Source organism: Sphingobacterium sp. WOUb80 (assembly GCF_050058145.1).
In the GTDB taxonomy this organism is placed as follows: Bacteria; Bacteroidota; Bacteroidia; order Sphingobacteriales; family Sphingobacteriaceae; genus Sphingobacterium.
In genome coordinates this window covers 5,967,833-5,989,649 of record NZ_CP165617.1, presented here as the reverse complement: position 1 = coordinate 5,989,649, position 21,817 = coordinate 5,967,833, and the positions used below count along the sequence as shown (strand labels likewise).

Genomic DNA, 21,817 nt, shown 5'->3' with positions numbered 1-21,817 from the left:
CCGAGACAGTGAAGTCAATAAATTGACTTCACTGTCTCAATTAATGCAATTTACGAATAACAAGATCCTTTTGTCTATTCTCTAATTTGGTTTTTACATAAGGGTAAGTAAATACTGCTCCTAAAACGATACAGGCTCCAAGATAAAACCCGCCGCTCATCGTCTCCTTTTGCCCAAATATCAACATCGCCAACAGAATACCATAAACAGGCTCCAGGTTTGTTGTCAGCGCAACAGTAAAAGCAGATAATTCCTTCATAACAGCAACGCCCATAACATAAGCCACCGCCGTACAAACCACACCTAACAACAGCAGATAAATTAAATCTTGCTGCCCCAATTTCATTTCAGCATTGAAATCTCCTGTAAACAACATCAATATGCTGATCCAGAAGCATGCCCCCAGCATCTCATAGAACGTAATCAGGGTTGGGCTCGATTTTTTAACCATGCGCGCATTGGCTATCGAAAATATACTCGCGCAAAACGCACAACCAAGCCCCGCCAATAGACCTACGAGGTAATGTGTTTCAAAAGAAAAGATCGTATAAATACCGATGATAATGACCAAACCAACAACAATATCCAACAGCGCAATGCGCTTTTTATTCACAATAGGCTCCAATATTGCCGTAAATAAAGTCACCGAGGATAGCGTAACCAATGTCACCGATACGGTAGATACTTTGATTGAATAAAAAAATAATACCCAATGCAGTCCAACAACGGCCCCCACCATAAAAAATTGGAGAAACTGTTTCCGCGAAACTACAATCGATTGTTTGGTTACCAAGAAATAGATCAACAGCGCGATAGACGCTATTGCAACACGATACCACACTAAATGAAGGGCAGATACGGAAATCAGACTACCCAAAATTCCGGTAAATCCCCAAATAAGTATCGTTAAATGCAGAATTAGAATATTCCGATTTAATTGAATTTTAGTCATATTCTCTAGAATACATTTGTATAGAAATGATGAGCAATACCTATTATTTCCCTTTATAAGGCAGGCTCACTGAAGTTATTGAAAACTGGCCAAAAAATTATTTTGGCGCTTTTATCGCCAGGTATAGTGCTACCAAAAAGAAGGTAACATTCGGAATTAATACGGCTATCAACGGTGGCAGTCCCCCTTTCAAAGAAAACATAGTTGCAAACTGTATAAATACGATATACGTAAAACTTAACGCGATACCAATACCAAGACTCAATCCTATCCCCCCACGCACTTTCTTGGAGGACAGTGCCACGCCCATCAAGGTCAGTACAAAAGCAGAAAATGGATACACATAACGCTTGTATTTCTCAAGTAATAAATCGTTCATGACTCCGGTTCCCCTGATCTCCTCCTTATGTATACGAATATTTAATTCGCGTGTATCCATGGCGGTAAACATATTATCACGCACCTCAAAATCAGAAGGTTTCATATCCAAGGTTGTGTCTTTAACAGCTCCTTTGTCCATGCGTTCATGTAGTCCATTGATAATACGATTGGTGTACCCTTCGATCTTCCATTTTGTTGCCACCGAGTCCCAGGTAATACGGTCAGCCATCATTTTCTCCTTAAGGGTATCCCCTTTGAAAATTTCAAGTACAAAGCCGTAGCCTGTTTTAGTTGAATTATCAAAATTGTCTATATAAACATAGCTGTTTTTGTCCAGTTGCATGTGGGTAGAAACCCTCGAGTTATCCTTAGGAGGCTTTACGTAGATATTTTCAAAATCAACCTTCATCTTATTGGTATTCGGAATAATAAAAATGTTGAATACCAAAGAAATGGCAAAGATTAGCGTTGCAGCAATCATGTAGGGACGAAGCAAACGATTAAAGCTATATCCTGCGCTCAGAATCGGGACAATTTCAGTTTGATCCGCCATCTTGGATGTAAAGAAAATAACCGCAATAAAGTTGATCAACGGACAAAGAAAATTTAAGTAAAAAGGAATAAATCCAGCATAATACTCAAAAATAATCTTATCGAGGGGTGCATGATATTTTAAAAAATCATCCAATCGTTCGGACACGTCAAAAACCACCATGACAACAGTAAATATCGCCATAGTGAATAAAAAAGTACTTAGATACTTTTTGATAATGTAACGATCGATTAACGACAGCATTTTTTTAACTTGAGCTATTTAGTTCTACAAACGTTGATCCAATATTTTCACCATTTTGTTTTTCCAATCGTAGAAAGTTCCATCAATGATTCGCTCCCTAGCCTGATTAACCAACCAAAGGTAAAAATGTAAATTATGTAAAGAAGCAATTTGTGCCCCAAGAATTTCCTGCGATTTAATCAAATGCCTTAGATAAGCTTTCGAATAAAATTGATCTGCGTGCAGATCACTCTCCGCTTCTATGGGTGAAAAATCATCTTTCCACTTTTCATTTTTGATATTGATAATACCATTTTGCGTGAAAAGCATACCATTTCTAGCATTCCGTGTTGGCATAACGCAATCGAACATATCCACCCCTAAGGCAATATTTTCGAGAATATTTACTGGTGTTCCTACCCCCATAAGATAACGTGGTTTGTCATGCGGTAAGATATCACAGACAACTTCGGTCATAGCATACATTTCTTCCGCAGGTTCGCCTACCGACAATCCACCGATCGCATTTCCTTCGCGGTTAAACGAAGCAATAGTCTCCGCAGATTTTATTCTTAAATCTTTGTAAACAGACCCTTGAACAATTGGAAACAACGTCTGATCATACCCATAAAGTGGATCTGTACTATCAAAACGATCCACACAGCGTTTCAGCCAACGATGGGTCATATCCAAAGAACGACGTGCATACCCATAATCACATGGATAAGGCGTACACTCGTCAAATGCCATAATGATATCCGCACCGATAATACGCTGCGTATCCATTACATTCTCCGGTGTAAATAGATGTTTCGATCCATCGATATGGGAACGAAAGGTGACCCCCTCTTCTTTGATTTTACGCACTTCCGTCAACGAATACACTTGATAACCACCTGAATCCGTTAAAATAGGTCGATCCCAGCCATTAAATTTATGCAATCCACCCGCTTTATTCAACACATTCAATCCTGGACGTAAATAGAGGTGGTATGTATTACCCAGAATAATCTGCGCTTCAATATCGTTCTTCAATTCATGTTGATGAATTGCTTTCACTGTACCTGCCGTACCAACAGGCATAAAAATAGGTGTTTGAATGGGACCGTGTGCAGTTTCGACAACACCTGCACGTGCTTTTGACAACTTATCTTGTGCTTGTAGCGTAAATTTCATTAATATTTTTCCTCTGAGACTATTTCTATTTTAAAGGATGATCTGCCATAGACATGGCGATATCGGCTTTTGGAGCAAAAAACAAAAAACTCATTTTCAACCAGTTGTAACTTAAAAAGTCGTTATAGCTTTACTAATTTTCACCCAAGCTCGGATTCATCCCTAGAATACGTTGCAAAAATACTATAAAAAGATTTGCAAACAGGATGTTTCAAAAATAAATTATCATTTTTCCCCTATAAAAAAGTTGCGGAAAGCACTTATCTTTGTGAGCTATGCTTGACCTTCACGTATTTTTGGCCAATCTTCCATATATTGCTTTCGGAGTATTAGGTCTTTTCCTATTGATACAATTATACTACATCTTATTTGTATATAGCAAATTGAGTAGTTATCAAATTGAACCTATACAAGAGGGAACTGAATTTCCACCGCTATCCGTTATTATTTGTGCACACAATGAACAAGATAATATTCCGGAATTCCTCCCGAGTATACTGAATCAAGACTATCCCAATTTTGAAGTAATTGTGGTCAATGACTTCTCGACTGACAATACGCCTTGGATATTGCATGAGTTCGAAGCAAAATATCCCCATTTAAAGATTGTCGATATCAAAGAGCATATTCGCTTGAAACACGGTAAAAAGTTTGCCGTTAGTATGGGAATCAAAGCATCAAAGCACCAGACACTTGTGTTTACCGACGCAGATTGTGCGCCACAATCCGATCAATGGCTCAAAGAAATTGCCGCAGCTTTCAGACCGGAAACAGAAATTGTACTGGGCTATTCTCCTTACTTTAAGAAAAAAAGCTTGCTAAATCTATTGATTCGATTTGAAACTAGCCATACTGCCATGAGTTATTTCTCCTATGCACTAAAGGGCGATGCCTATATGGGAGTAGGGCGTAACATGGCTTACAAAAAAGACCTTTTCTTTCGTAACAAAGGTTTTGCGGCACATATGCATATTAAATCCGGCGACGATGATCTTTTTGTCAACCAAAATGCAAATCCGACCAATGTTAACATTGCTCTGGCAGCCGAATCTATTATCTATTCGGCACCTAAAATGACCTGGAAGAGCTATTACAAACAAAAAGCAAGACATTCAGGCGCCTCTACCATTTACAAAAAGCGACATCAGCGCATGCTGGGCACCCAGCTGGTATCGGCAGTCTTCTTTTACATAGCACTTATCGCAACAGCGATTGCTTTTCCAATGTACTGGTATGTTCCCGTTACAGCCTACCTCCTAAGGCTGATTGCACAATGGATAATATTTGCCAACATCTATAAAAAACTAGAAGTAAAGGAACTGATTTGGTGGCTGCCTTTGGTAGACTTCATCTACTATTTCTATATTTGCATCAATGGCATCTTCAGCAGAAAAAAGAAAAAAATAAGCTGGAAATAATTCACTTTTAAAACACGAAGCTTTGAATCCAACAGTTGATATCATCAATAACTATTTTCCAAAATTAACGGATATTCAAAAAGAACAGTTTGCAAAACTTGCCGACCTCTATACATTTTGGAATAGCCAAATCAATGTCATTTCACGTAAAGACATTGATAGCCTCTACCTGCACCATGTGTTACACTCGCTAGGTATCGCTAAATTTGTTCAAGAGCTCACGCCAGGAACACAGATTTTGGATGTGGGCACCGGAGGAGGTTTTCCAGGTATCCCAATGGCAATTATGTTTCCTGAAGTCAAATTTCATTTGGTCGATTCTATCGGTAAAAAAATTAAAGTCGTTCGTGAAGTGGCTGCTGGACTTGGTCTCCAGAATGTTGAAGCCGATCATATCCGCGCAGAACAACTCGACGACAAATACGATTTTGTAATATCACGAGCTGTAACAAGACTTGGAGAATTTACGCCTTGGATCCGGAATAAATTCGCAAAAAAAGATAAAAACGGTATCCCTAATGGAATTCTTTACTTGAAAGGCGGAGATCTCTCCGAAGAAATCAAAGAATCTAAGCTCAAAGCAGAATTGCACCCGCTTTCAGGTTACTTTAAAGAAGACTTCTTTGATACAAAATATTTGGTCTATGTACCTATGTAGTTAAAGTTTTGCATTACCCATAGGAAACTGAAGTCGCCTATGGATAATGTCTACAGAATCGAGGTAATTCGTTAAACACTGATGGATATAAGCAATCTTCTCATACCGATCATTTTCACGAAGCCACTTTAAGGAAGGCTCATAGTATATCCTAAATTTACGCAAAGAATCTCCCGACAGCTTGCTGTATTCCTTTGTCAAAGGATACCATTCCTCACGAATCAAATCCTGTTGGTATTCTTTTTCAAACTGACGTTGAAGCTTCCTCGAATTTCGTCCCTTTCGACTGAATTTATTGTAAAGCTTGTTCAGATTGACAGCAATTCCTCCCTGATGAGGCAAGGTTACCATATTTTTCGTATCACCCCAGAAAAAGATGGATTTATGCTCCTCTTTTTTTTCTTCCCATTTATCCGCTGCTGATTTACGTTTGATCGAAACAGTATCCAAACGCAAAGTATCTTTTTGACTTCCTTTTTTTCCAATGGTATCCTGATAATAAAATTCCGCTGGATAGGCAAAAAGTCCCTGCTGATAAAATGAAAAGTATATACAGAAAAACAATAAAGATAGAAATCCGATACGTACCATATTTATAATTGATAGACTAAAAATAACCAACTATAAATAAAATTAAAAAGGATTTAACTATCTTTAACTTACAGAACTAAAGACCTAACTCCTTTTTAATTTCTAAGCCAATTAGATTGATTTCTTCATCCATACCAAACATAGGAAGCTCCGTTTCTGGATTAAGTTTCAACCAGTTTGTATCATTGTCTTTAATAATCTTTACGTATTCTACACCATCCTTAAAAATAACATACGTATCTTCTTCCTCAGGAAAAACAGAATAAACTACATCTCCTAATTCGATATCAAAAGGTTCTTTCATTTCCATAGTTAAAATATCATTTATCGACCAAAGTTACCAATTCCGCTGCTTTCTTTCCATAATTGACCAATATTTCATCTCACGAAATCTCAAATAAGCGCAAGAAAGTCTCATTCATACCATCGCAATCCGCGGATTTTCCAGTAGACACGCGATCTCCAAATTAAGGACTTCGTCATTCCACTAAAAATACTACAAGCCTAAGCAATTCTAACAAAAAGTGCGACAGCCAGTTATATTTTTCTTATATTTAAAGAACCCAATTATGAAATTAATTTATCCCATAGCTTTGACAAAAATCAAGGGCATTGGCCCTAGAACAGCACGTAACATCATTGACCAAGGTCATGAGTTAGCGGACATATTTGCTTACTCAAAAAAAGATTTGATGCAAATTCTTGGGGTACGTGAGTCAATCGCCGAAGCAATATACAATAAAAGCTATATGCCCGCCTGCGAAAAAGAACTTGCTTTTATCGAAAAACACCAGATACAAGCACTATGGCTGGAAGACGAAAATTACCCCGATAGGCTGCGGCAATGCGAAGATGCTCCGCTTGTCGTCTACTATAAAGGAAACCAGCCGCTCAACAGCACAAAAGTTATAAGTATAGTTGGAACCAGACACGCAACCTATTATGGTCAGAAAATATGCGAAGATCTGCTGGATGCTATGAGTGGAACCAAAGACGTCTTAATCGTTAGTGGTCTTGCCTATGGTATTGACGCATTCGCACATCGCAATGCACTAAAAAATAATATGCCTACCGTCGCTGTGTTAGGACATGGTCTCGATCGGATTTATCCGGCATCCCATCGCGAACTTGCCACAAAAATGCTAGATCAAGGTGGTCTGCTGACGGAGTTTACATCCAGCACATTACCTGAACGCAATAACTTTCCTATGCGCAATCGCATTATAGCCGGTATGGCTGATGTCACCATTGTCGTAGAAGCTGCCATTAAAGGAGGTGCTTTAATTACTGCCGAAATGGCCAACAGCTACAATCGGGATGTCTGCGCATTCCCGGGCTCCATCTATGAAAAAAGTTCTGAAGGCACCAACTATCTCATCAAAACTAACCGCGCTCATATGATTAGAGGGCTTCAGGATCTCGAATACCTCATGAATTGGGAGATCAGCACAAGAACTGTTGAAAAGCAGCTTAGTCTCCCTTTAACATTGACGAAAGACCAACAACTCCTTTTTACACTCATTCAGCAAAAGGGACAATTAGAAATAGACCATATGATTGACCTCACAAAATGGCCTCAAAGTAAATTGGCATTAATCCTATTGGAGCTTGAAATGCAGTCACTCATTCACAGCCTACCCGGAAAACGGTATAAAATAGTCGGACAGACCGAAATTCAAAAGAATTAGTTCTTTTCCGATCATGCAACAGCGCCGAAATGCCGTTTGGAGCACAATTAAAATTTACCATTATATCAAACCAAAAACCAAGAATTAATGAACGAAAACAATACAAAAAGTATCTGGAAAGTCATCGGAGCCTCCTCCATGGGAACGCTTATTGAATGGTATGACTTTTTCATTTTTGGCAGCCTATCCATTGTAATTTCCACCAAATTCTTTCCAGCAGAAAATCCAACAGCTGCTTTTCTTTCAACCCTCGCCACATTTGCTGCAGGATTTGTCGTCCGGCCATTTGGCGCTCTATTTTTTGGCCGACTAGGCGATATTATCGGTCGAAAATATACGTTTATGGTCACTTTAATGCTCATGGGGGGCGCAACATTTCTCATCGGTTGCATCCCCAGCTACGAGAGTATTGGTTTTTGGGCACCACTGTTGGTGTTGATCCTTCGTCTCTTGCAAGGTCTTGCGCTAGGTGGGGAATATGGTGGTGCAGCAACTTACGTCGCCGAACATGCCCCATTGGGCCAACGGGGCTATTGGACATCCTGGATACAAACAACAGCTACTTTTGGCCTTTTCATATCACTCGTTGTCATCCTCCTTACCAAAGGCTTTCTCAGCGAATCACAATTTGATTCTTGGGGATGGCGGGTTCCTTTCCTCCTCTCTTTAGTCATGGTATACGTTTCCTATCTTATTCGTAAGAAAATGAAGGAATCGCCCGAATTTAGCAAGGCCAAAGCGGAAGGAAAAACAAGTACAAATCCGCTAAAAGAAAGTTTTGGCAACCGCTACAACCTCAAATTTGTGCTGCTCGCACTCTTTGGTGCAGCCATGGGGCAGGGCGTTGTTTGGTACACCGGACAGTTTTACTCGATGAGTTTCATGAAAACAGTCATGCACCTTCAATCTGACCAGGCCGATACCATCCTCGGCATCGCACTACTGTTGGGAACTCCATTTTTTGTCGTATTTGGGTGGCTTAGTGACAAAATTGGACGAAAATGGATCATGCTCGGGGGGATGTTACTTGCCGTATTGACTTATCGCCCGATTTACGAATCCATGTACCAGCTTTCCAATGCAGAACAGAAAGTCAAGGTGAACGAAACAACGGAAGTCCCCTCTGGAACGCAAACAACCGAAATCATTTCAACCACCAAAACTCAATATGAGGACCAGACGGAAGTTACAAGAACCAGCATGATACATCAGTCAGGAAAACTCAAGGGACAGCCAATGACCAAAACTACAGTCCATCTTGCAGGAAAGAACTATATGCTGCTCGTCCTGCTGATCTTTATACAAGTGATTTATATTACAATGGTGTACGGCCCCATTGCAGCATTTCTTGTTGAACTATTCCCTGTAAAGATCCGCTACACATCCATGTCCTTACCCTATCATGTTGGAAATGGAATATTCGGCGGGCTCCTTCCTGCGGTATCGACATACTTAACGACAAATGCCGAAGCATCCAATACCCCGCAATTCTATCTTGCAGGTTTGTGGTACCCTATTATCATTGCCATTGTATGTTTTATCATTGGTAGTATTTATATCAACAACAAATCAACTCCCGCAACACATGAATAATCTCAAAAAATTCCTCGGCATACTTTGGATCGTTTTAGCTTTATTTACAGCCTATTTCTCTATTTTTGAACTGGCGCTGCCAAAGATTTCAACGGGACATCAGGAAGATCTGGTATTTGGGATCATTATCCTGTGCATCTTAACCCCCATAATCTCCATTGGACTCGGCTTATTTGGCTATTATTCCCTATTGGGCGAATACAATAAGGAAAAAATGTAGTTCCAAAAATAAGATCGGCTTTGAATAGGCGAAATTAGACGATTAGACCTATTCAAAGCCGATCTCCTATACGTCAGATTATTCTACTCCCGACGTTTTGAAAAGAATATTTACAGCAAATGGACTTCGTCATGCACTTATTTTACGCCATTTTTAGCTGGTTTACACAGATACCAACTATTTTCCACCATAAAATAGTACTAAGAGCAGCTACCAAATACAATTTATTACTATGATAATCAGTAGCATAAGATAAAATAGCATTTTTTCTTTCCTAAAACTGTTTTTTTTTCTACTTTTGTGGCGGGTAAGTCTTCTACGACCAGCTCCCATTGACTCCCCCAGGTTGGGAACAAAGCAAGGGTATTTGGTTGAGCGGTGCGATAGGAGTAGCTTACCCTTTTTTTATGCCCATTTTTTTGACTAATCCTCCGGTCCAAAATTCAATTCTAACCTAATAATCAGCTAAATATCTTATATATCCCAATTGTTACCCGCATTTCCCCTATTTATAGAAGCCCTGTTACACAAGGAGTTTTAATCGCTTGGCATGTACATTCAACACAATTATAATTGTATATAAAAGCAAATTTATATAAGTTTGTAATCGAATAAGAACTATCGTATGAGTTGGTTTAAAAGAGAAAAAGCTGGTATTAGCACAGCTACCGCTAATAAAAAAGAAGCACCTGATGGTATGTGGAACAAATGTCCTACATGTAAAAAACCATTGTTGCATCTTGAACAAGTAGAAAACGACTATGTTTGTCAATACTGTGGCCACCACTTAAGAATTGGCTCCAAAGAATATTTTTCAATTTTATTTGACAATAACGAATTTACAGAACTATTTCCTAATCTAAATTCTGGTGATCCATTAGAATTTTTCGATTCAAAGCCATACCCTGAACGTTTAAAGGAAAGTCAAGCCAAAACAGGCCTTAAAGATGCTTTACGTTCTGGCCATGGAAAAATGAATGGTCAAGACATCGTTATTGCTTGTATGGACTTTAGTTTCATCGGCGGATCAATGGGATCTGTCGTTGGTGAAAAAATCGCGCGTTCGATAGATTACTGTATTGAGCATAAAATTCCATTTATGCTAATCTCCAAATCAGGAGGTGCACGTATGATGGAAGCCGCATTTTCATTGATGCAAATGGCTAAAACTTCGGCTAAATTAGCGTTATTGGCAAAGGCAGGACTTCCTTACGTTTGTTTATTGACAGACCCTACCACAGGAGGAGTTACAGCATCATACGCGATGTTAGGAGATGTAAATATCGCAGAACCTGGTGCATTAATCGGATTTGCTGGACCACGTGTCATTAAGGAAACAATAAAAAAGGATCTTCCAAAAGGATTCCAGACTTCAGAATTTGTTCTTGAACATGGATTTTTGGATTTCATTGTCGACCGTAGACAGTTAAAAGACAAAGTAGCGACTTATCTTAAATTAGTGGGATAAGCATCCTCAAAATATAAAAGAAAGCGGTGCCAAGAATATTCTTGGCACCGCTTTCTTTTATATCGGCATTGAATGGACATTATTTTAACGATATTGCCAAAAAGCCCATATTTTTCTTTTGGACAGATAATCCGTTTCACCCTCCTTGTCATAAGCTTCCCGCTCAAAAGAAATACGCCGGTAAGCTTTATCAAAATCTCTAAATCGAATAAAATGAACGGCAAATTCAATGAGATACCATACATAGAAAAAGAGAATACCTAATTCAAGCGCCTGTCGCAAATGTATACGCTCATGTCGAATCAAGTCGTCCTTCTGTTTAAAAAAAGTACTTTTCAGAAAGATAAAGGGATAAATAGTAATTGCATTGGCTTTTCCAAAAGAGAATAGATTCGTCCAAAATTTGCTAACTATAATCATATACGATGCCCAGACTGGTTTTCAAACTAATCAAACTTAGAAAAATTTACGTTTATACACAATTATCAGTAGACCGTTTTTCAATCTGCGCTACATCGCTTTGTTTCAGTCTCCAATCGGACAAGAGATCGCAAAAATTTCTTTTTGAATTGGAATTTTTATTAAGTTTGCTATAGATTAATCGTGAAGATATGCCGTACAAAGAGCGTGAAATAAATAAATTGTATTATACAATGGGAGAAGTTACAGAAATGTTTGATGTAAATGCGTCCCAAATACGTTTTTATGAGCGTGAATTTGATATTCTACAACCTAAGAAAAATAAAAAGGGTAATCGCTTATTTACGCAAGAAGATATTGCCAACTTAAAGATCATTTTCAATTTGGTTAAAGAGAAAGGTTATACATTGCAAGGTGCGCGTGATTACCTACGTGACAACAAGTCTGAAGCAAAAGAAAATCAACGTGTTGTAGATTCATTGGAGCGTTTAAAAAGCTTTCTTCTGGAAGTTCGTGACTCTTTATAAGATCTGTAAATTACTTTAATTGAGGACTGCTATTTTTATATAGTCATCAGAGTTATGGTTGCCCTCCTAGGCAACCATTTTTGTATATACGATAACTTTAACTGATACCATTAAACAAAATTCAAAGTGATCTCTGATATAACAAATAAGCACCAGCGTCAAAGACACTGGTGCTTACATTTACTAAACAACTCTACTCATGGAAATTAAACTTAATTGACTTGAAGTGATGTCGGACCAAATTCTTCAAAGTAAATAGCTGTTCTTGGTACATTATGCTCAATCAGAAAATTATAATGTTTTGCAATAAACGCACCTGGACCGCAGATATAATACTCCGCATGCTGCTGTATAATATCGTCCTTGATCCTTGACAATTCTACCCACCCTTCATAATATGAACTATCTTCCACCTCCAATTGATCATAGAAAATATGTTGATTGACATTGATATTAGCATGTGTGATCTCAGCGACACGATCCTTAAACGCATGTACTGCCTCGTTACGACATCCGTGTATCCAAGTAATCGGCACCTCAACATTATTGTTATTAGCTACTAGTTCTTCCAACATCGATATCAATGGTGTTTGGCCAACACCGCCACTAATAAAGACTTTTGGTTTAGCTGCTTCGTTTTGCAAAACAAAAACACCTGCAGGTGCAGACAGATCAACTAAATCCCCCTCCATGACATGATCGTGGAGATGGTTACTGATCATTCCGTTGGGGTGTATAGTTCCTGCCTCACGCTTAACTGAAATTCGGTAATATTTTCCATTAGGTTGACATGAAATACTATATTGGCGGGGTTGTAAAAGATTTAGTTCAGGTAAGAACAGGCGTAAACTGATATATTGACCAGGCAAAAAATCTGCTACTGAACCACCATCAGATGGGTATAGATAAAATGAAGTGATTTCAGTCGATTCTTGGATTTTATGTTTCACAACGAACGGCCTCCATCCCGCCCATCCACCAGGTTTACTAGTTTGTTGTTCATAAATTTTTTGTTCGTGACCACTCATCAAAGAAGCCAATTGTTGATATGCAGCAGTCCATGCTTCCAAAAGTTCAGGCGTAGCACCGTCACCTAATACTTCGCTGATCGAAGCGATTAGGTGTCTCCCAACAATTGCATAATGTTCAGGCCGAATATCTAAACTAGTATGTTTATGACCAATATTGTTAACAACAGGCATTAATACAGAAGGATCTTCAATGTGTTCAGCATATGCTAATACGGCCATTGCTAACGCTGTTTGTTGCTTGTTATTCCGTTGATTTCCCATATTAAAAACATGTTTCAATTCTGGGTTGTGTTCAAACATCCGATTATAAAAATGGCTTGTTAATAATACACCATGCTCCTTAAGGATCGGTACTGTAGCCTTTACCAGATTTTTTTGATCTACTGTCATTTTAAATGAATATTAACAATAAAAGATGATTTTATCTTTTATTTAGTGAAAAAAAATTACTTGTTTAATATCAACTGACCTGCAATAAGCTCATAATTAAATAGCCCTATTGGTTACAGTATCGGATTAATGTTATTACTTCTATAGTACATGATCTTGGATAAAAAAACAGCGGCCATTTTATCCCCTCTCCACTTGGCCTCGTCAGCTGCTGCACCTTCAAAATATTGATCAACTGTTTCGCACCACAAAAATGTCCAACTATTAAAATGTGAAGTATCAATAGGCATTTGAGCATGAACAGGAAAGGGACTATTGTGATAGGTATGTTCCCCGAGCAACATTGTTTGCCAAAAGCGATACATTTTTTGAAGATGGTTTTCCCAATCCCCTATTCGTTCATTAAATACAGGGCCAATAGTCGAATCCTTCTTCACTTTTATATAAAATGAGTCCACTAAAAGGCGGATGTCTGAAATAGTTGTGATGTCCATTGTTAACCCTACATATACTAATCGCTTATGCGATAGGACAAAGGTATAAAAAACAAATAAAAGACAAAAACATCTTTTACTATTTTTTATGCAAGTTAAAGCACTCCCTTTATGAGCAGCGATGTGATTAGACTTACCACTTTTTATTTCAAACTGAGGATTTTCCGGGTTCGCATGATGGGTATACCGTTTGTAATCAAAGTTTTCACGATGTACGTTAACAACTACCCTAGATACTTCCCACCACTTAATCATTATTCGATTTATTTCCATTAAATTTTCTTTAACTTTATATAAGCCATGAAAACTGTACGTCATTTTTACAGAAAAACAAACGCATTAAATTGTTGCATTAATAATCAATCATCATGAAGATTGTCCTAAAAAGAATCTATTCACCAACAAGTCCAACAGACGGACTACGAGTCCTCATTGATAGATTATGGCCACGAGGAATGACCAAAGAAAGGGCGAGTTTATCGGAGTGGAATAAGGACCTTGCGCCCTCCGAATCGCTTCGGGTGTGGTTCCACCATAATCCAGAATTGTGGGATGAGTTTTCAAAAAAATATAGAATAGAACTCGAGCACAATAATTTTGGAAAAGAATTCCTAACACGCAACCAGCAGCAAGAAATAATTACCTTATTATATGCGGCTCACGATACAGAACATACACATGCCCTAATCCTTCAAAAATATTTACAGGATATATACAGACAACAAGCTTAAATAAACTATCAGTTCATCTTTATGCAAACAGCATCTATTTTTCAAAACGTTACCTATCAGGACAAAAAGCCCAAAATGGACCTCCTACTGGAAACAAATGGCAGCAAAGAATATCGCTTGGCTTTTGCCAAAGGACAATATCTGAAGGAACATAAAACGGCTGCATCGATTATTGTCGAAATTGTCGAGGGCAATATTGATTTTGGCGTTAATGGAAGCAAAATCAGTCTAACAAAGGGCATGTTAGTGACACTAGAACCAAATGTACCTCACGATCTCTTTGCCATTACCCAAAGTATCGTCCGGCTGTCTATTCACAAAAAAGACTAAAGAATAGTCTGTGTGACTTAACGGTCTTTGAGCTCAATAACCTCAAGGTTCTCAATTTTATCTTTATTGATATCAAACCGCATTAAAGTCCTTACTTTATGCCAGCCCTGCTTACCTGCTGCACCTGGATTGAGGTGAAGGCATTGAATCTTGGGATCGAAGATAACCTTTAAAATATGTGAGTGCCCCGTAATAAATAATTTTGGCGGATTTTTCATCAGTTCTGCTTTGATTCGAGGAACATATTTCCCGGGATAGCCACCAATGTGTGTCATAAAGACATCCACCTCTTCGCAAGTAAACCTTAGATCTTCTGGGAACCGTAAACGGATGTCCTGACCATCAATGTTTCCGTATACTCCACGCAGTGGCTTAAAAGCTGCTAACCGATCCGCAACATCGTTATCACCAAAATCTCCCACATGCCATATTTCATCGCAGGCTGCAAAATGAGTAAATACAGCTTCATCTAAAAAAGAATGTGTATCTGAGAGTAATCCGATTTTTGTCATCACTTAAAAAGCTAAAAAATAAGGAGCCAAGGCATTTCGATAAGCTTCTGAATAAATACCCTTGGCGGCATAAATAACAAAGGCACGTTTTACGAGCTGTTCAACACGTAAGCGTTCAAATGTAACGATTTTCCGAATGACCGATTCCCCTTCAAAGGAGCTTATTTGCACTTCACTGGAACAGTATAAGCCTCTTTCTGCTGAAATTTTAGTCAACGTTTCCGCTAATGCCGTCGGAACAATCAGCACTAATTTCCCCGAGCTCGATAAACGTAAAGCAGCGAAATCCAGCAGTTCAGCAAAAAAATCCAGATCGGTATGTCGCGCCAGTTTCTTGCGATCATCCGGATTATGCAATGAATCTGTGTAAAACGGTGGATTTGATACGATCAGATCGTAATACCCTTGCACATCCATTTGCTGAAAGGAGGAAGCATGCAACACTAAACGTTCCTGGAAAATGGAATTACGGAAATTTCTGTCTGCCATCGCAGCAGCCAAAGGGTCAATTTCAACAGCCTCTACCCTGCTGTCTACAAGTCGTTGAGCCAACATCAATGCAATAACCCCCGTACCTGTACCTACATCCAGTACCCGGTCCACAGGTTCTACCTCCAGCAAGGAAGCCAGCAGTACGCCATCTGTGTTAATTTTCATTGCACAGTCAGACTGATCAACCTCAAACTGTTTAAACCGAAATATCGACGCCATAAGCCAAAGATAAAACTTTTACAACCTTTGGCACAAACAAACCAGTGTATCATGCAATTTATTTGCTAATTTAGTCAGCAACAAATCTATATAAGCCATGAATATCCGTCAGCTTGCTCTTATGATATTGATCATCATTGCTGTGTTTCCCACAAAACTACTGTATGCACAAGAGAATTGTGACCGACATACAGCTGAAATACTTCCGTTATTGACAAAGACATTGAACAACAATGACTTTGATAAAATTGATCCTTTACTCAATAGTATGCAAGCAAGCTGTGGTGTCAACGAGTTTGTACAGCGTTTACGTATTCTTGTATACATCATTGAAAAGAAGAATAGCACAACAGAGATCAAACATTATCTAGACAACCAATTCGATAAAATCTTTCTACAGAGACTAGATGCGGCAGACCGGGAAGATTTCGCAGGTCAATACGATCAGGATAAAGCAAAATACAATTTCGTGCCATTAAGGCATCCCCTGGACGGCCTGATAAAAGTAAGAGCTAAAGCTCTTCTTGCTTCGGATAGTTATACGTTAAGCGATCAGGAGAAAGATATTTTACAGCTCTTTTCGGATACTGAAGTTGTCAATGCCATACAAGACCAACAATCTGACGAACAAGATAATCAACAGCGGTTTCCAACACCCAAAGTGTACAGAGATAGACAGAAAGCAAAAATGGGCTATGTTCCTTCAATCGGCGTAGTTACCCCACTTGGCGGAGCGAACAAAATTTTCGGAACCAATATAAGCTTTGGATTTATGCTGATGAGCTCGCTGGAAAGAAAATTTATTTTCGAAGGGGGCTTCAAAGTGCGTATCAACTCAAACGACCGCAATATTGATTACAATTACGAAGGCTCCAATGTTTCTGTCAATTCTTCCGCCACTGCGTTTATGGGCGGTGCGGTAGGCTACAAAGTTTTTGACAATGATAAATTTATACTGATTCCAAAAGGTATCCTGGGCATTGATATTACAGATACCGGCATCACAGAAAGTGCATATTCCTCTGGTTATTATGATCCAGATGGCTATTATTATGATGGTGGATACACCGATCGTATGGTAACCATCAATAATGTCCACTTGGGGCTTGGTCTTGCATCGCTATTTCGCATGAAAAACCAAAAGTATATCGGTTTCGAACTTGGCTATCACTACACGCCCTATGATGCAAGCAGTAAAGTATTGAGCCCGATACAAGCAAATTACGGAAGCTTGGAGCTATTCTTCAGATTTTAAGCAATAGCCCTTCAAAAACCTTCACTTCATGACTTCGCACACACCAACAGCAATGAAAGTGAGCTGAAGGTTTTTTCTGGCCAATAAGACCAGACACTTTCAGAAAAAAATACGCCAGATGATGTTTACCCTAAAAAACATCATCTGGCGTATGTAAATCGAAGAACACAACTCCCACTTGAGATCAAGTGTCCTAATATCCAAAGAAAGATTTAATTCTTTAAAAGGCGTTGTATCTCATCCAATTTCATTAATGCTTCAACCGGAGTAAGCGAATTAACATCCAGGTTATTCAGCATATCCCTGATCTTATTCAAGACAGGATCATCAATAGAAAACATCTGCAATTGGTAGGCCTGTTTCTGGATTTTGCGCATGCTATCTTTAATCTGCTCTCCTCCTGTACGCTCCTGCTCCAGCCTTTTCAAGATTTGATTAGCCCGATTAAGTAGCTTTTGCGGCATTCCAGCGAGCTTCGCTACGTGAATTCCGAAACTATGTTCGGAGCCTCCAGGAACAAGTTTACGCAAGAAAATAACTTTGTTATTAACCTCCTTCACCGTTACATTATAGTTTTTTATACGATCCAGCGAAGTAGTCAGCTCGTTTAATTCATGGTAATGCGTGGCAAACAAGGTTTTTGCCTTAGCTGCAGGATGATTATGTAAAAACTCGGCAATAGCCCAAGCAATAGAAATGCCGTCATAAGTACTTGTACCACGACCGATTTCATCCAGAAGAATAAGACTGCGGTCCGATAGATTATTCATGATGCTCGCAGTTTCATTCATCTCCACCATAAACGTCGATTCCCCTGAAGAAAGATTGTCCGAAGCACCGACACGGGTGAAAATTTTGTCAACCAAACCGATCTTAGCCTCTTTTGCTGGAACGAAGCAACCAATTTGCGCCATTAGCACGATCAATCCAGTCTGACGGAGCAATGCAGATTTACCCGCCATGTTAGGGCCCGTAATAATAATAATCTGCTGTGTTTTCGGATCTAAAAAAGTATCATTGGTAATATAATCCTCACCTATTGGCAGGTTTCTTTCAATGACAGGGTGTCTTCCACCTTTAATATCCAAAACCTTGCTCTCGCTGACTTCGGGTTTTACATAATAGTTTTTCTCCGCTACAACAGCAAAGTTAAGCAGTACATCTAACTTAGCTATGAGCTGGGCGTTGAGCTGAATAGGTTTGATGTATTCAGCAATGGCAACCAATAGCTCAGCATATAATCTATTCTCAAGCGCTTGGATCTTCTCCTCTGCACCGAGAATCTGTTCTTCATATTCTTTAAGTTCCTCCGTAATGTAACGTTCAGCATTCACCAGTGTCTGTTTACGAATCCACGTCGTCGGAACCTTATCTTTGTGCGTATTTGTGACCTCCAGATAATAACCGAAAACATTATTGAACGCTATTTTTAAAGAAGGAATGCCTGTGAGCTCCGCTTCCCTTTTTTGGATCTCAAGCAGATAATCCTTGCCACCAAAAGCGATCTTGCGCAAGCGATCCAATTCAGGGTCCACCCCTTCCGCGATTACACTCCCTTTATTGATTGCGACAGGAGGCTCCGCCTGAACCTGTTGCTCGATTTTTTCACGTATAACAGCACAAGCATCCAACTGATCTGAGATTGTCCGAAGAGAATCAGCATCTTTACGATCTGTAAGTTCCTTCAATTTCTCAATAGCATATAATGCGCGCTTCAATTGTACAATTTCCCGCGGATTTGCTTTTTGCAGTCCGATCTTGGAAATTAAACGTTCCAGATCTCCCACCTGCTTGATCTGACTAATCAGTTCATCCCGTAAGTCACGGTTAGTGAAAAAGAAATCGACCACATTCAATCGCTCCTGAATACTCTTTTTGTCTTTCAGCGGCATCACGATCCAGCGCTTGAGCAGACGCGCTCCCATTGGACTGGATGTATGATCCAATACATCGGATAGTGTAACCGCATTTTCATTCAACGATCCGATTAATTCCAAATTGCGAATCGTAAAACGATCTAGCCACATAAAACGGTCCTCTTCAATACGGGAAAGCGTAGAAATGTGCTGCAGATTACGATGCTCGGTTTCATTGAGGTAATGCAATGCTACACCAGCAGCAACAACTCCTGCTGTCATGCGGTCCACGCCAAATCCTTTCATTGACGAGACTTCAAAATGCTTCAATAGCGTTTCTGTGGCATAATCACCTGTATAAGGCCACTCGTCAAGAAAATAAGTATAATATTGTGATCCAAACTGCTCTGTAAACTCCTTGCTCTGTTTTTTGGAAAGGATAATTTCTCTCGGTTTAAAGCCTTGAAGCAATTTATCTATATAGGCCACACTACCTTGAGCAACCAGAAATTCGCCTGTTGAAATATCCAGGAAAGAAATACCGATCCGCTCCTTTTCGATAAAAATTGATGCTAAATAATTATTCGATTTCTGTTGAACAATATTGTCACTGTAAGAGACTCCAGGTGTCACCAGCTCGGTCACACCACGCTTAACGATTGTTTTTGTCGTCTTTGGATCCTCCAGCTGATCACAGATCGCCACCCGTTGGCCCGCACGTACAAGTTTCGGAAGATAGGTTTCCAATGAATGATGGGGAAAACCAGCCAATGCAGTTTCCGATTCCGAGCCATTGCCACGCTTTGTCAAAACGATGCCCAAAATCTGGGCAGCTTTGATCGCATCCTCACCAAATGTCTCGTAAAAATCGCCAACACGGAACAACAACAACGCTCCAGGATACTTAATCTTGATCGCATTGTACTGTTGCATCAATGGGGTCACTTTCTTTTCTTTTGCCAACTTTTAAAATCAATTTTTATGAAGCGTAAAAATAGGATAATATCGTCGCTTTGGCAAACGATACACTCAACTTCTCGACAAAATCATTTCCATTAAACAAGAATATAAGCTAAGTTTGTATCCGAAAAAAATTAGTCATGGCCATCAAAAGATCTGGTAAACAAAATACGTCCAGCAAACAACAAAATACCTTCAAAAAAAAATCCTTCAACCCATTGAAGTCCATAAAATCCCCTATCCTGCGCATTGTGACACGGGTAATCCTCTATTTTATTGGTATTTCACTCTTTTGGGTCATTAGCCTGCGGTTTATTAATCCTCCCATCACTTGGTTGATGATTCAACGTGGGTTTGAGCTAAAAGAACAGGGCAAGGGATTTAAACTGGAAAAAAACTGGCTGGATTACGATGAGCTTTCGGACAACCTAAAGTTAGCGGCCATTGCAGGAGAAGATGCTCACTTTATGACACACTGGGGATTTGACATGAAAGGCATTCAAAATGCTATCAAAAAAAATGCACAAGGAAAGAAATTACGCGGCGGAAGTACAATTAGTCAGCAGGTGGCCAAAAATGTCTTTCTATGGCCCGGCCGTTCCTGGTTAAGAAAAGGCTTCGAGACCTACTTTACCATTCTTATCGAAACATTCTGGAGCAAGAAACGCATCCTTGAAGTTTATCTCAATGTCATTGAAATGGGACAGGGAGTTTATGGTGCTGATGCGGCAGCTTCGTATTACTTTAGCAAAACAGGCAGCAATCTTTCCAAAAAACAAGCCGCATTAATCATAGCCATATTACCGAACCCAAGAGAGTGGGATGCACGTAACCCTTCTGCCTATGTCAATAGACGCGCAAATGCGATAGCAAAATATATGCATCATTATACTATTCCCGAATAAGCGAAAATATCGCTATTCGGCGGATCGACCAGAAGAAAAGCAATACAGATCTATAGATAAAATCTATAGATCAAAAAGAAAGGCCATATGTAACTATGGCCTTTCTTATATAACTCGTTTTACAACTTATCTAAAAAGTCGTTTATGCCAGCTCTGATGGAAGGGTATTACCCAAGCGTTTTCCATTTGATGCTCATGAGTAATGGTATTATCAAATACTAAGGTATTATCGTTGATGGTACCGTCTGCCAGTAGCTTCTCAAATCCGTCACGATTAACCACGCCTATTCCCTGATCCCCTTTATATGCAAATTGCATTCGATCAAATAGTTGAATACCATACTTCGATTCAACTCCTTTTAAAAACCGAACCGAACTATCAATAGAACAACCTGATGCAGCCGCGACTTCCTCGTCCACCTTTAGGATGATAAAAAGATTATCCCGTAATTCAGCGGAAGCAGAAAGTGGCTTTCCATGCACCTTCCATTGTTCAGCAAAAGCTTTCAGGTCAGTAACAATCTCCTGTCCCTCTGTCGCCGTTAACAGGCGATCGGCCTGATAAATCCAGATACGCTTCATATGCAATGATTTTTTTACAGATCCATTTAGCCGATATGAATTGGCTGATTAATCCGATACTGTTTACACTCCCGGACATATGGAATACCTGTTCCATTATATCCATTTCTATTTCAATTTTAAACCAGATTCAACACATCGAATCTGGTGCACCCTTGTGTTTTATAACACCAATTTGGCCTGCTTCCCGTTA

23 protein-coding genes and 1 other RNA gene are annotated in these 21,817 nt (G+C 39.3%); 12 read left to right on the top strand and 12 right to left on the bottom strand.

Annotated elements, in window-relative coordinates; genetic code table 11:
* Positions 1-40: 40 nt before the first annotated feature.
* From AB1Z56_RS24760 to tgt, 3 genes are all read right to left on the bottom strand, one after another.
* Positions 41-952, bottom strand: coding sequence for a DMT family transporter (locus AB1Z56_RS24760; RefSeq protein WP_309364528.1), 912 nt, complete (start codon positions 950-952; stop codon positions 41-43).
* Positions 953-1,049: 97 nt separating this feature from the next.
* Positions 1,050-2,126, bottom strand: coding sequence for an LptF/LptG family permease (locus AB1Z56_RS24755; protein WP_309364776.1), 1,077 nt, complete (start codon positions 2,124-2,126; stop codon positions 1,050-1,052).
* A gap of 27 nt (positions 2,127-2,153) precedes the next feature.
* The gene (gene tgt, locus AB1Z56_RS24750) at positions 2,154-3,284 is read right to left on the bottom strand and encodes a tRNA guanosine(34) transglycosylase Tgt (protein ID WP_075991063.1); all 1,131 of its coding nucleotides are present in this window, start codon (positions 3,282-3,284) and stop codon (positions 2,154-2,156) included.
* A 275-nt stretch (positions 3,285-3,559) separates the two neighbouring features.
* On the opposite strand from tgt, the gene AB1Z56_RS24745 reads away from it, so the two are divergent.
* Positions 3,560-4,702, top strand: coding sequence for a glycosyltransferase (locus AB1Z56_RS24745; RefSeq protein WP_426790432.1), 1,143 nt, complete (start codon positions 3,560-3,562; stop codon positions 4,700-4,702).
* Between the two features lie 22 nt (positions 4,703-4,724).
* A complete protein-coding gene (gene rsmG, locus AB1Z56_RS24740) occupies positions 4,725-5,360 on the top strand; it encodes a 16S rRNA (guanine(527)-N(7))-methyltransferase RsmG (RefSeq protein WP_426790431.1) in 636 nt (211 codons plus the stop codon).
* Here rsmG and AB1Z56_RS24735 read toward each other — a convergent pair whose 3' ends face one another.
* A complete protein-coding gene (locus AB1Z56_RS24735) occupies positions 5,361-5,951 on the bottom strand; it encodes a hypothetical protein (protein ID WP_313268089.1) in 591 nt (196 codons plus the stop codon).
* 76 nt (positions 5,952-6,027) lie between these two features.
* Positions 6,028-6,261 carry a hypothetical protein gene (locus AB1Z56_RS24730; RefSeq protein ID WP_293905108.1) on the bottom strand — a complete coding sequence of 78 codons (234 nt, stop codon included), beginning with the start codon at positions 6,259-6,261 and terminating at the stop codon, positions 6,028-6,030.
* Between the two features lie 259 nt (positions 6,262-6,520).
* Between AB1Z56_RS24730 and dprA the strand changes: the two genes are divergently transcribed.
* The 5 genes from dprA to accD all read left to right on the top strand — a co-directional run bounded on the left by dprA (position 6,521) and on the right by accD (position 10,920).
* Positions 6,521-7,639, top strand: a complete 1,119-nt coding sequence (dprA, locus tag AB1Z56_RS24725) for a DNA-processing protein DprA (RefSeq protein ID WP_309364536.1) — start codon at positions 6,521-6,523, stop codon at positions 7,637-7,639.
* Positions 7,640-7,726: 87 nt separating this feature from the next.
* Entirely contained in the window at positions 7,727-9,232 is a 1,506-nt protein-coding gene (locus AB1Z56_RS24720) for an MFS transporter (protein ID WP_426790430.1), read from the top strand.
* Positions 9,225-9,452 (top strand): DUF6814 family protein, encoded by a 228-nt coding sequence (locus AB1Z56_RS24715; protein ID WP_426790429.1) that lies wholly within the window; start codon positions 9,225-9,227, stop codon positions 9,450-9,452. Before AB1Z56_RS24720 ends, AB1Z56_RS24715 begins: the two co-directional genes overlap by 8 nt.
* Positions 9,453-9,757: 305 nt before the next feature.
* Positions 9,758-9,855: signal recognition particle sRNA small type (gene ffs / locus AB1Z56_RS24710), an RNA gene on the top strand.
* Between the two features lie 222 nt (positions 9,856-10,077).
* On the top strand, positions 10,078-10,920 hold the full coding sequence (gene accD, locus AB1Z56_RS24705; RefSeq protein WP_159730536.1) for an acetyl-CoA carboxylase, carboxyltransferase subunit beta: 843 nt from the start codon (positions 10,078-10,080) through the stop codon (positions 10,918-10,920).
* Positions 10,921-11,004: 84 nt separating this feature from the next.
* Here the strand turns inward: accD and AB1Z56_RS24700 are convergent, their stop codons facing one another.
* Positions 11,005-11,340 carry a hypothetical protein gene (locus tag AB1Z56_RS24700; protein WP_309364541.1) on the bottom strand — a complete coding sequence of 112 codons (336 nt, stop codon included), beginning with the start codon at positions 11,338-11,340 and terminating at the stop codon, positions 11,005-11,007.
* A 191-nt stretch (positions 11,341-11,531) separates the two neighbouring features.
* On the opposite strand from AB1Z56_RS24700, the gene AB1Z56_RS24695 reads away from it, so the two are divergent.
* Positions 11,532-11,867, top strand: coding sequence for a MerR family transcriptional regulator (locus tag AB1Z56_RS24695; RefSeq protein WP_077437903.1), 336 nt, complete (start codon positions 11,532-11,534; stop codon positions 11,865-11,867).
* 212 nt (positions 11,868-12,079) lie between these two features.
* On the opposite strand, the gene hmpA is transcribed toward AB1Z56_RS24695, so the two are convergent.
* Together hmpA and AB1Z56_RS24685 are read right to left on the bottom strand one after the other, a co-directional pair.
* A complete protein-coding gene (hmpA, locus tag AB1Z56_RS24690) occupies positions 12,080-13,288 on the bottom strand; it encodes an NO-inducible flavohemoprotein (protein ID WP_426790428.1) in 1,209 nt (402 codons plus the stop codon).
* 113 nt (positions 13,289-13,401) lie between these two features.
* Complete coding sequence (locus tag AB1Z56_RS24685; RefSeq protein ID WP_426790427.1) at positions 13,402-14,037, bottom strand: HVA1 family protein; 636 nt, start codon at positions 14,035-14,037, stop codon at positions 13,402-13,404.
* 113 nt (positions 14,038-14,150) lie between these two features.
* Here AB1Z56_RS24685 and AB1Z56_RS24680 point away from each other — a divergent pair, with 113 nt between their 5' ends.
* Together AB1Z56_RS24680 and AB1Z56_RS24675 are read left to right on the top strand one after the other, a co-directional pair.
* Positions 14,151-14,513, top strand: a complete 363-nt coding sequence (locus tag AB1Z56_RS24680) for a DUF488 domain-containing protein (RefSeq protein ID WP_309364548.1) — start codon at positions 14,151-14,153, stop codon at positions 14,511-14,513.
* A gap of 21 nt (positions 14,514-14,534) precedes the next feature.
* Positions 14,535-14,843, top strand: a complete 309-nt coding sequence (locus tag AB1Z56_RS24675) for a cupin (RefSeq protein ID WP_426790426.1) — start codon at positions 14,535-14,537, stop codon at positions 14,841-14,843.
* A 17-nt stretch (positions 14,844-14,860) separates the two neighbouring features.
* Here AB1Z56_RS24675 and AB1Z56_RS24670 read toward each other — a convergent pair whose 3' ends face one another.
* Complete coding sequence (locus AB1Z56_RS24670; protein WP_426790425.1) at positions 14,861-15,355, bottom strand: metallophosphoesterase family protein; 495 nt, start codon at positions 15,353-15,355, stop codon at positions 14,861-14,863.
* 3 nt (positions 15,356-15,358) lie between these two features.
* Complete coding sequence (locus AB1Z56_RS24665) at positions 15,359-16,066, bottom strand: tRNA1(Val) (adenine(37)-N6)-methyltransferase (protein ID WP_309364554.1); 708 nt, start codon at positions 16,064-16,066, stop codon at positions 15,359-15,361.
* A gap of 97 nt (positions 16,067-16,163) precedes the next feature.
* On the opposite strand from AB1Z56_RS24665, the gene AB1Z56_RS24660 reads away from it, so the two are divergent.
* Complete coding sequence (locus tag AB1Z56_RS24660) at positions 16,164-17,321, top strand: hypothetical protein (protein WP_426790424.1); 1,158 nt, start codon at positions 16,164-16,166, stop codon at positions 17,319-17,321.
* A 212-nt stretch (positions 17,322-17,533) separates the two neighbouring features.
* Here the strand turns inward: AB1Z56_RS24660 and mutS are convergent, their stop codons facing one another.
* Complete coding sequence (gene mutS / locus AB1Z56_RS24655; protein ID WP_426790423.1) at positions 17,534-20,140, bottom strand: DNA mismatch repair protein MutS; 2,607 nt, start codon at positions 20,138-20,140, stop codon at positions 17,534-17,536.
* A 137-nt stretch (positions 20,141-20,277) separates the two neighbouring features.
* On the opposite strand from mutS, the gene mtgA reads away from it, so the two are divergent.
* Positions 20,278-21,042 carry a monofunctional biosynthetic peptidoglycan transglycosylase gene (mtgA, locus tag AB1Z56_RS24650; protein ID WP_426790422.1) on the top strand — a complete coding sequence of 255 codons (765 nt, stop codon included), beginning with the start codon at positions 20,278-20,280 and terminating at the stop codon, positions 21,040-21,042.
* Between the two features lie 126 nt (positions 21,043-21,168).
* Here the strand turns inward: mtgA and AB1Z56_RS24645 are convergent, their stop codons facing one another.
* Positions 21,169-21,624: an ABC transporter ATPase gene (locus AB1Z56_RS24645; RefSeq protein ID WP_426790421.1), complete on the bottom strand. Its 456-nt coding sequence runs from the start codon at positions 21,622-21,624 to the stop codon at positions 21,169-21,171.
* Between the last annotated feature and the right edge of the window lie 193 nt (positions 21,625-21,817).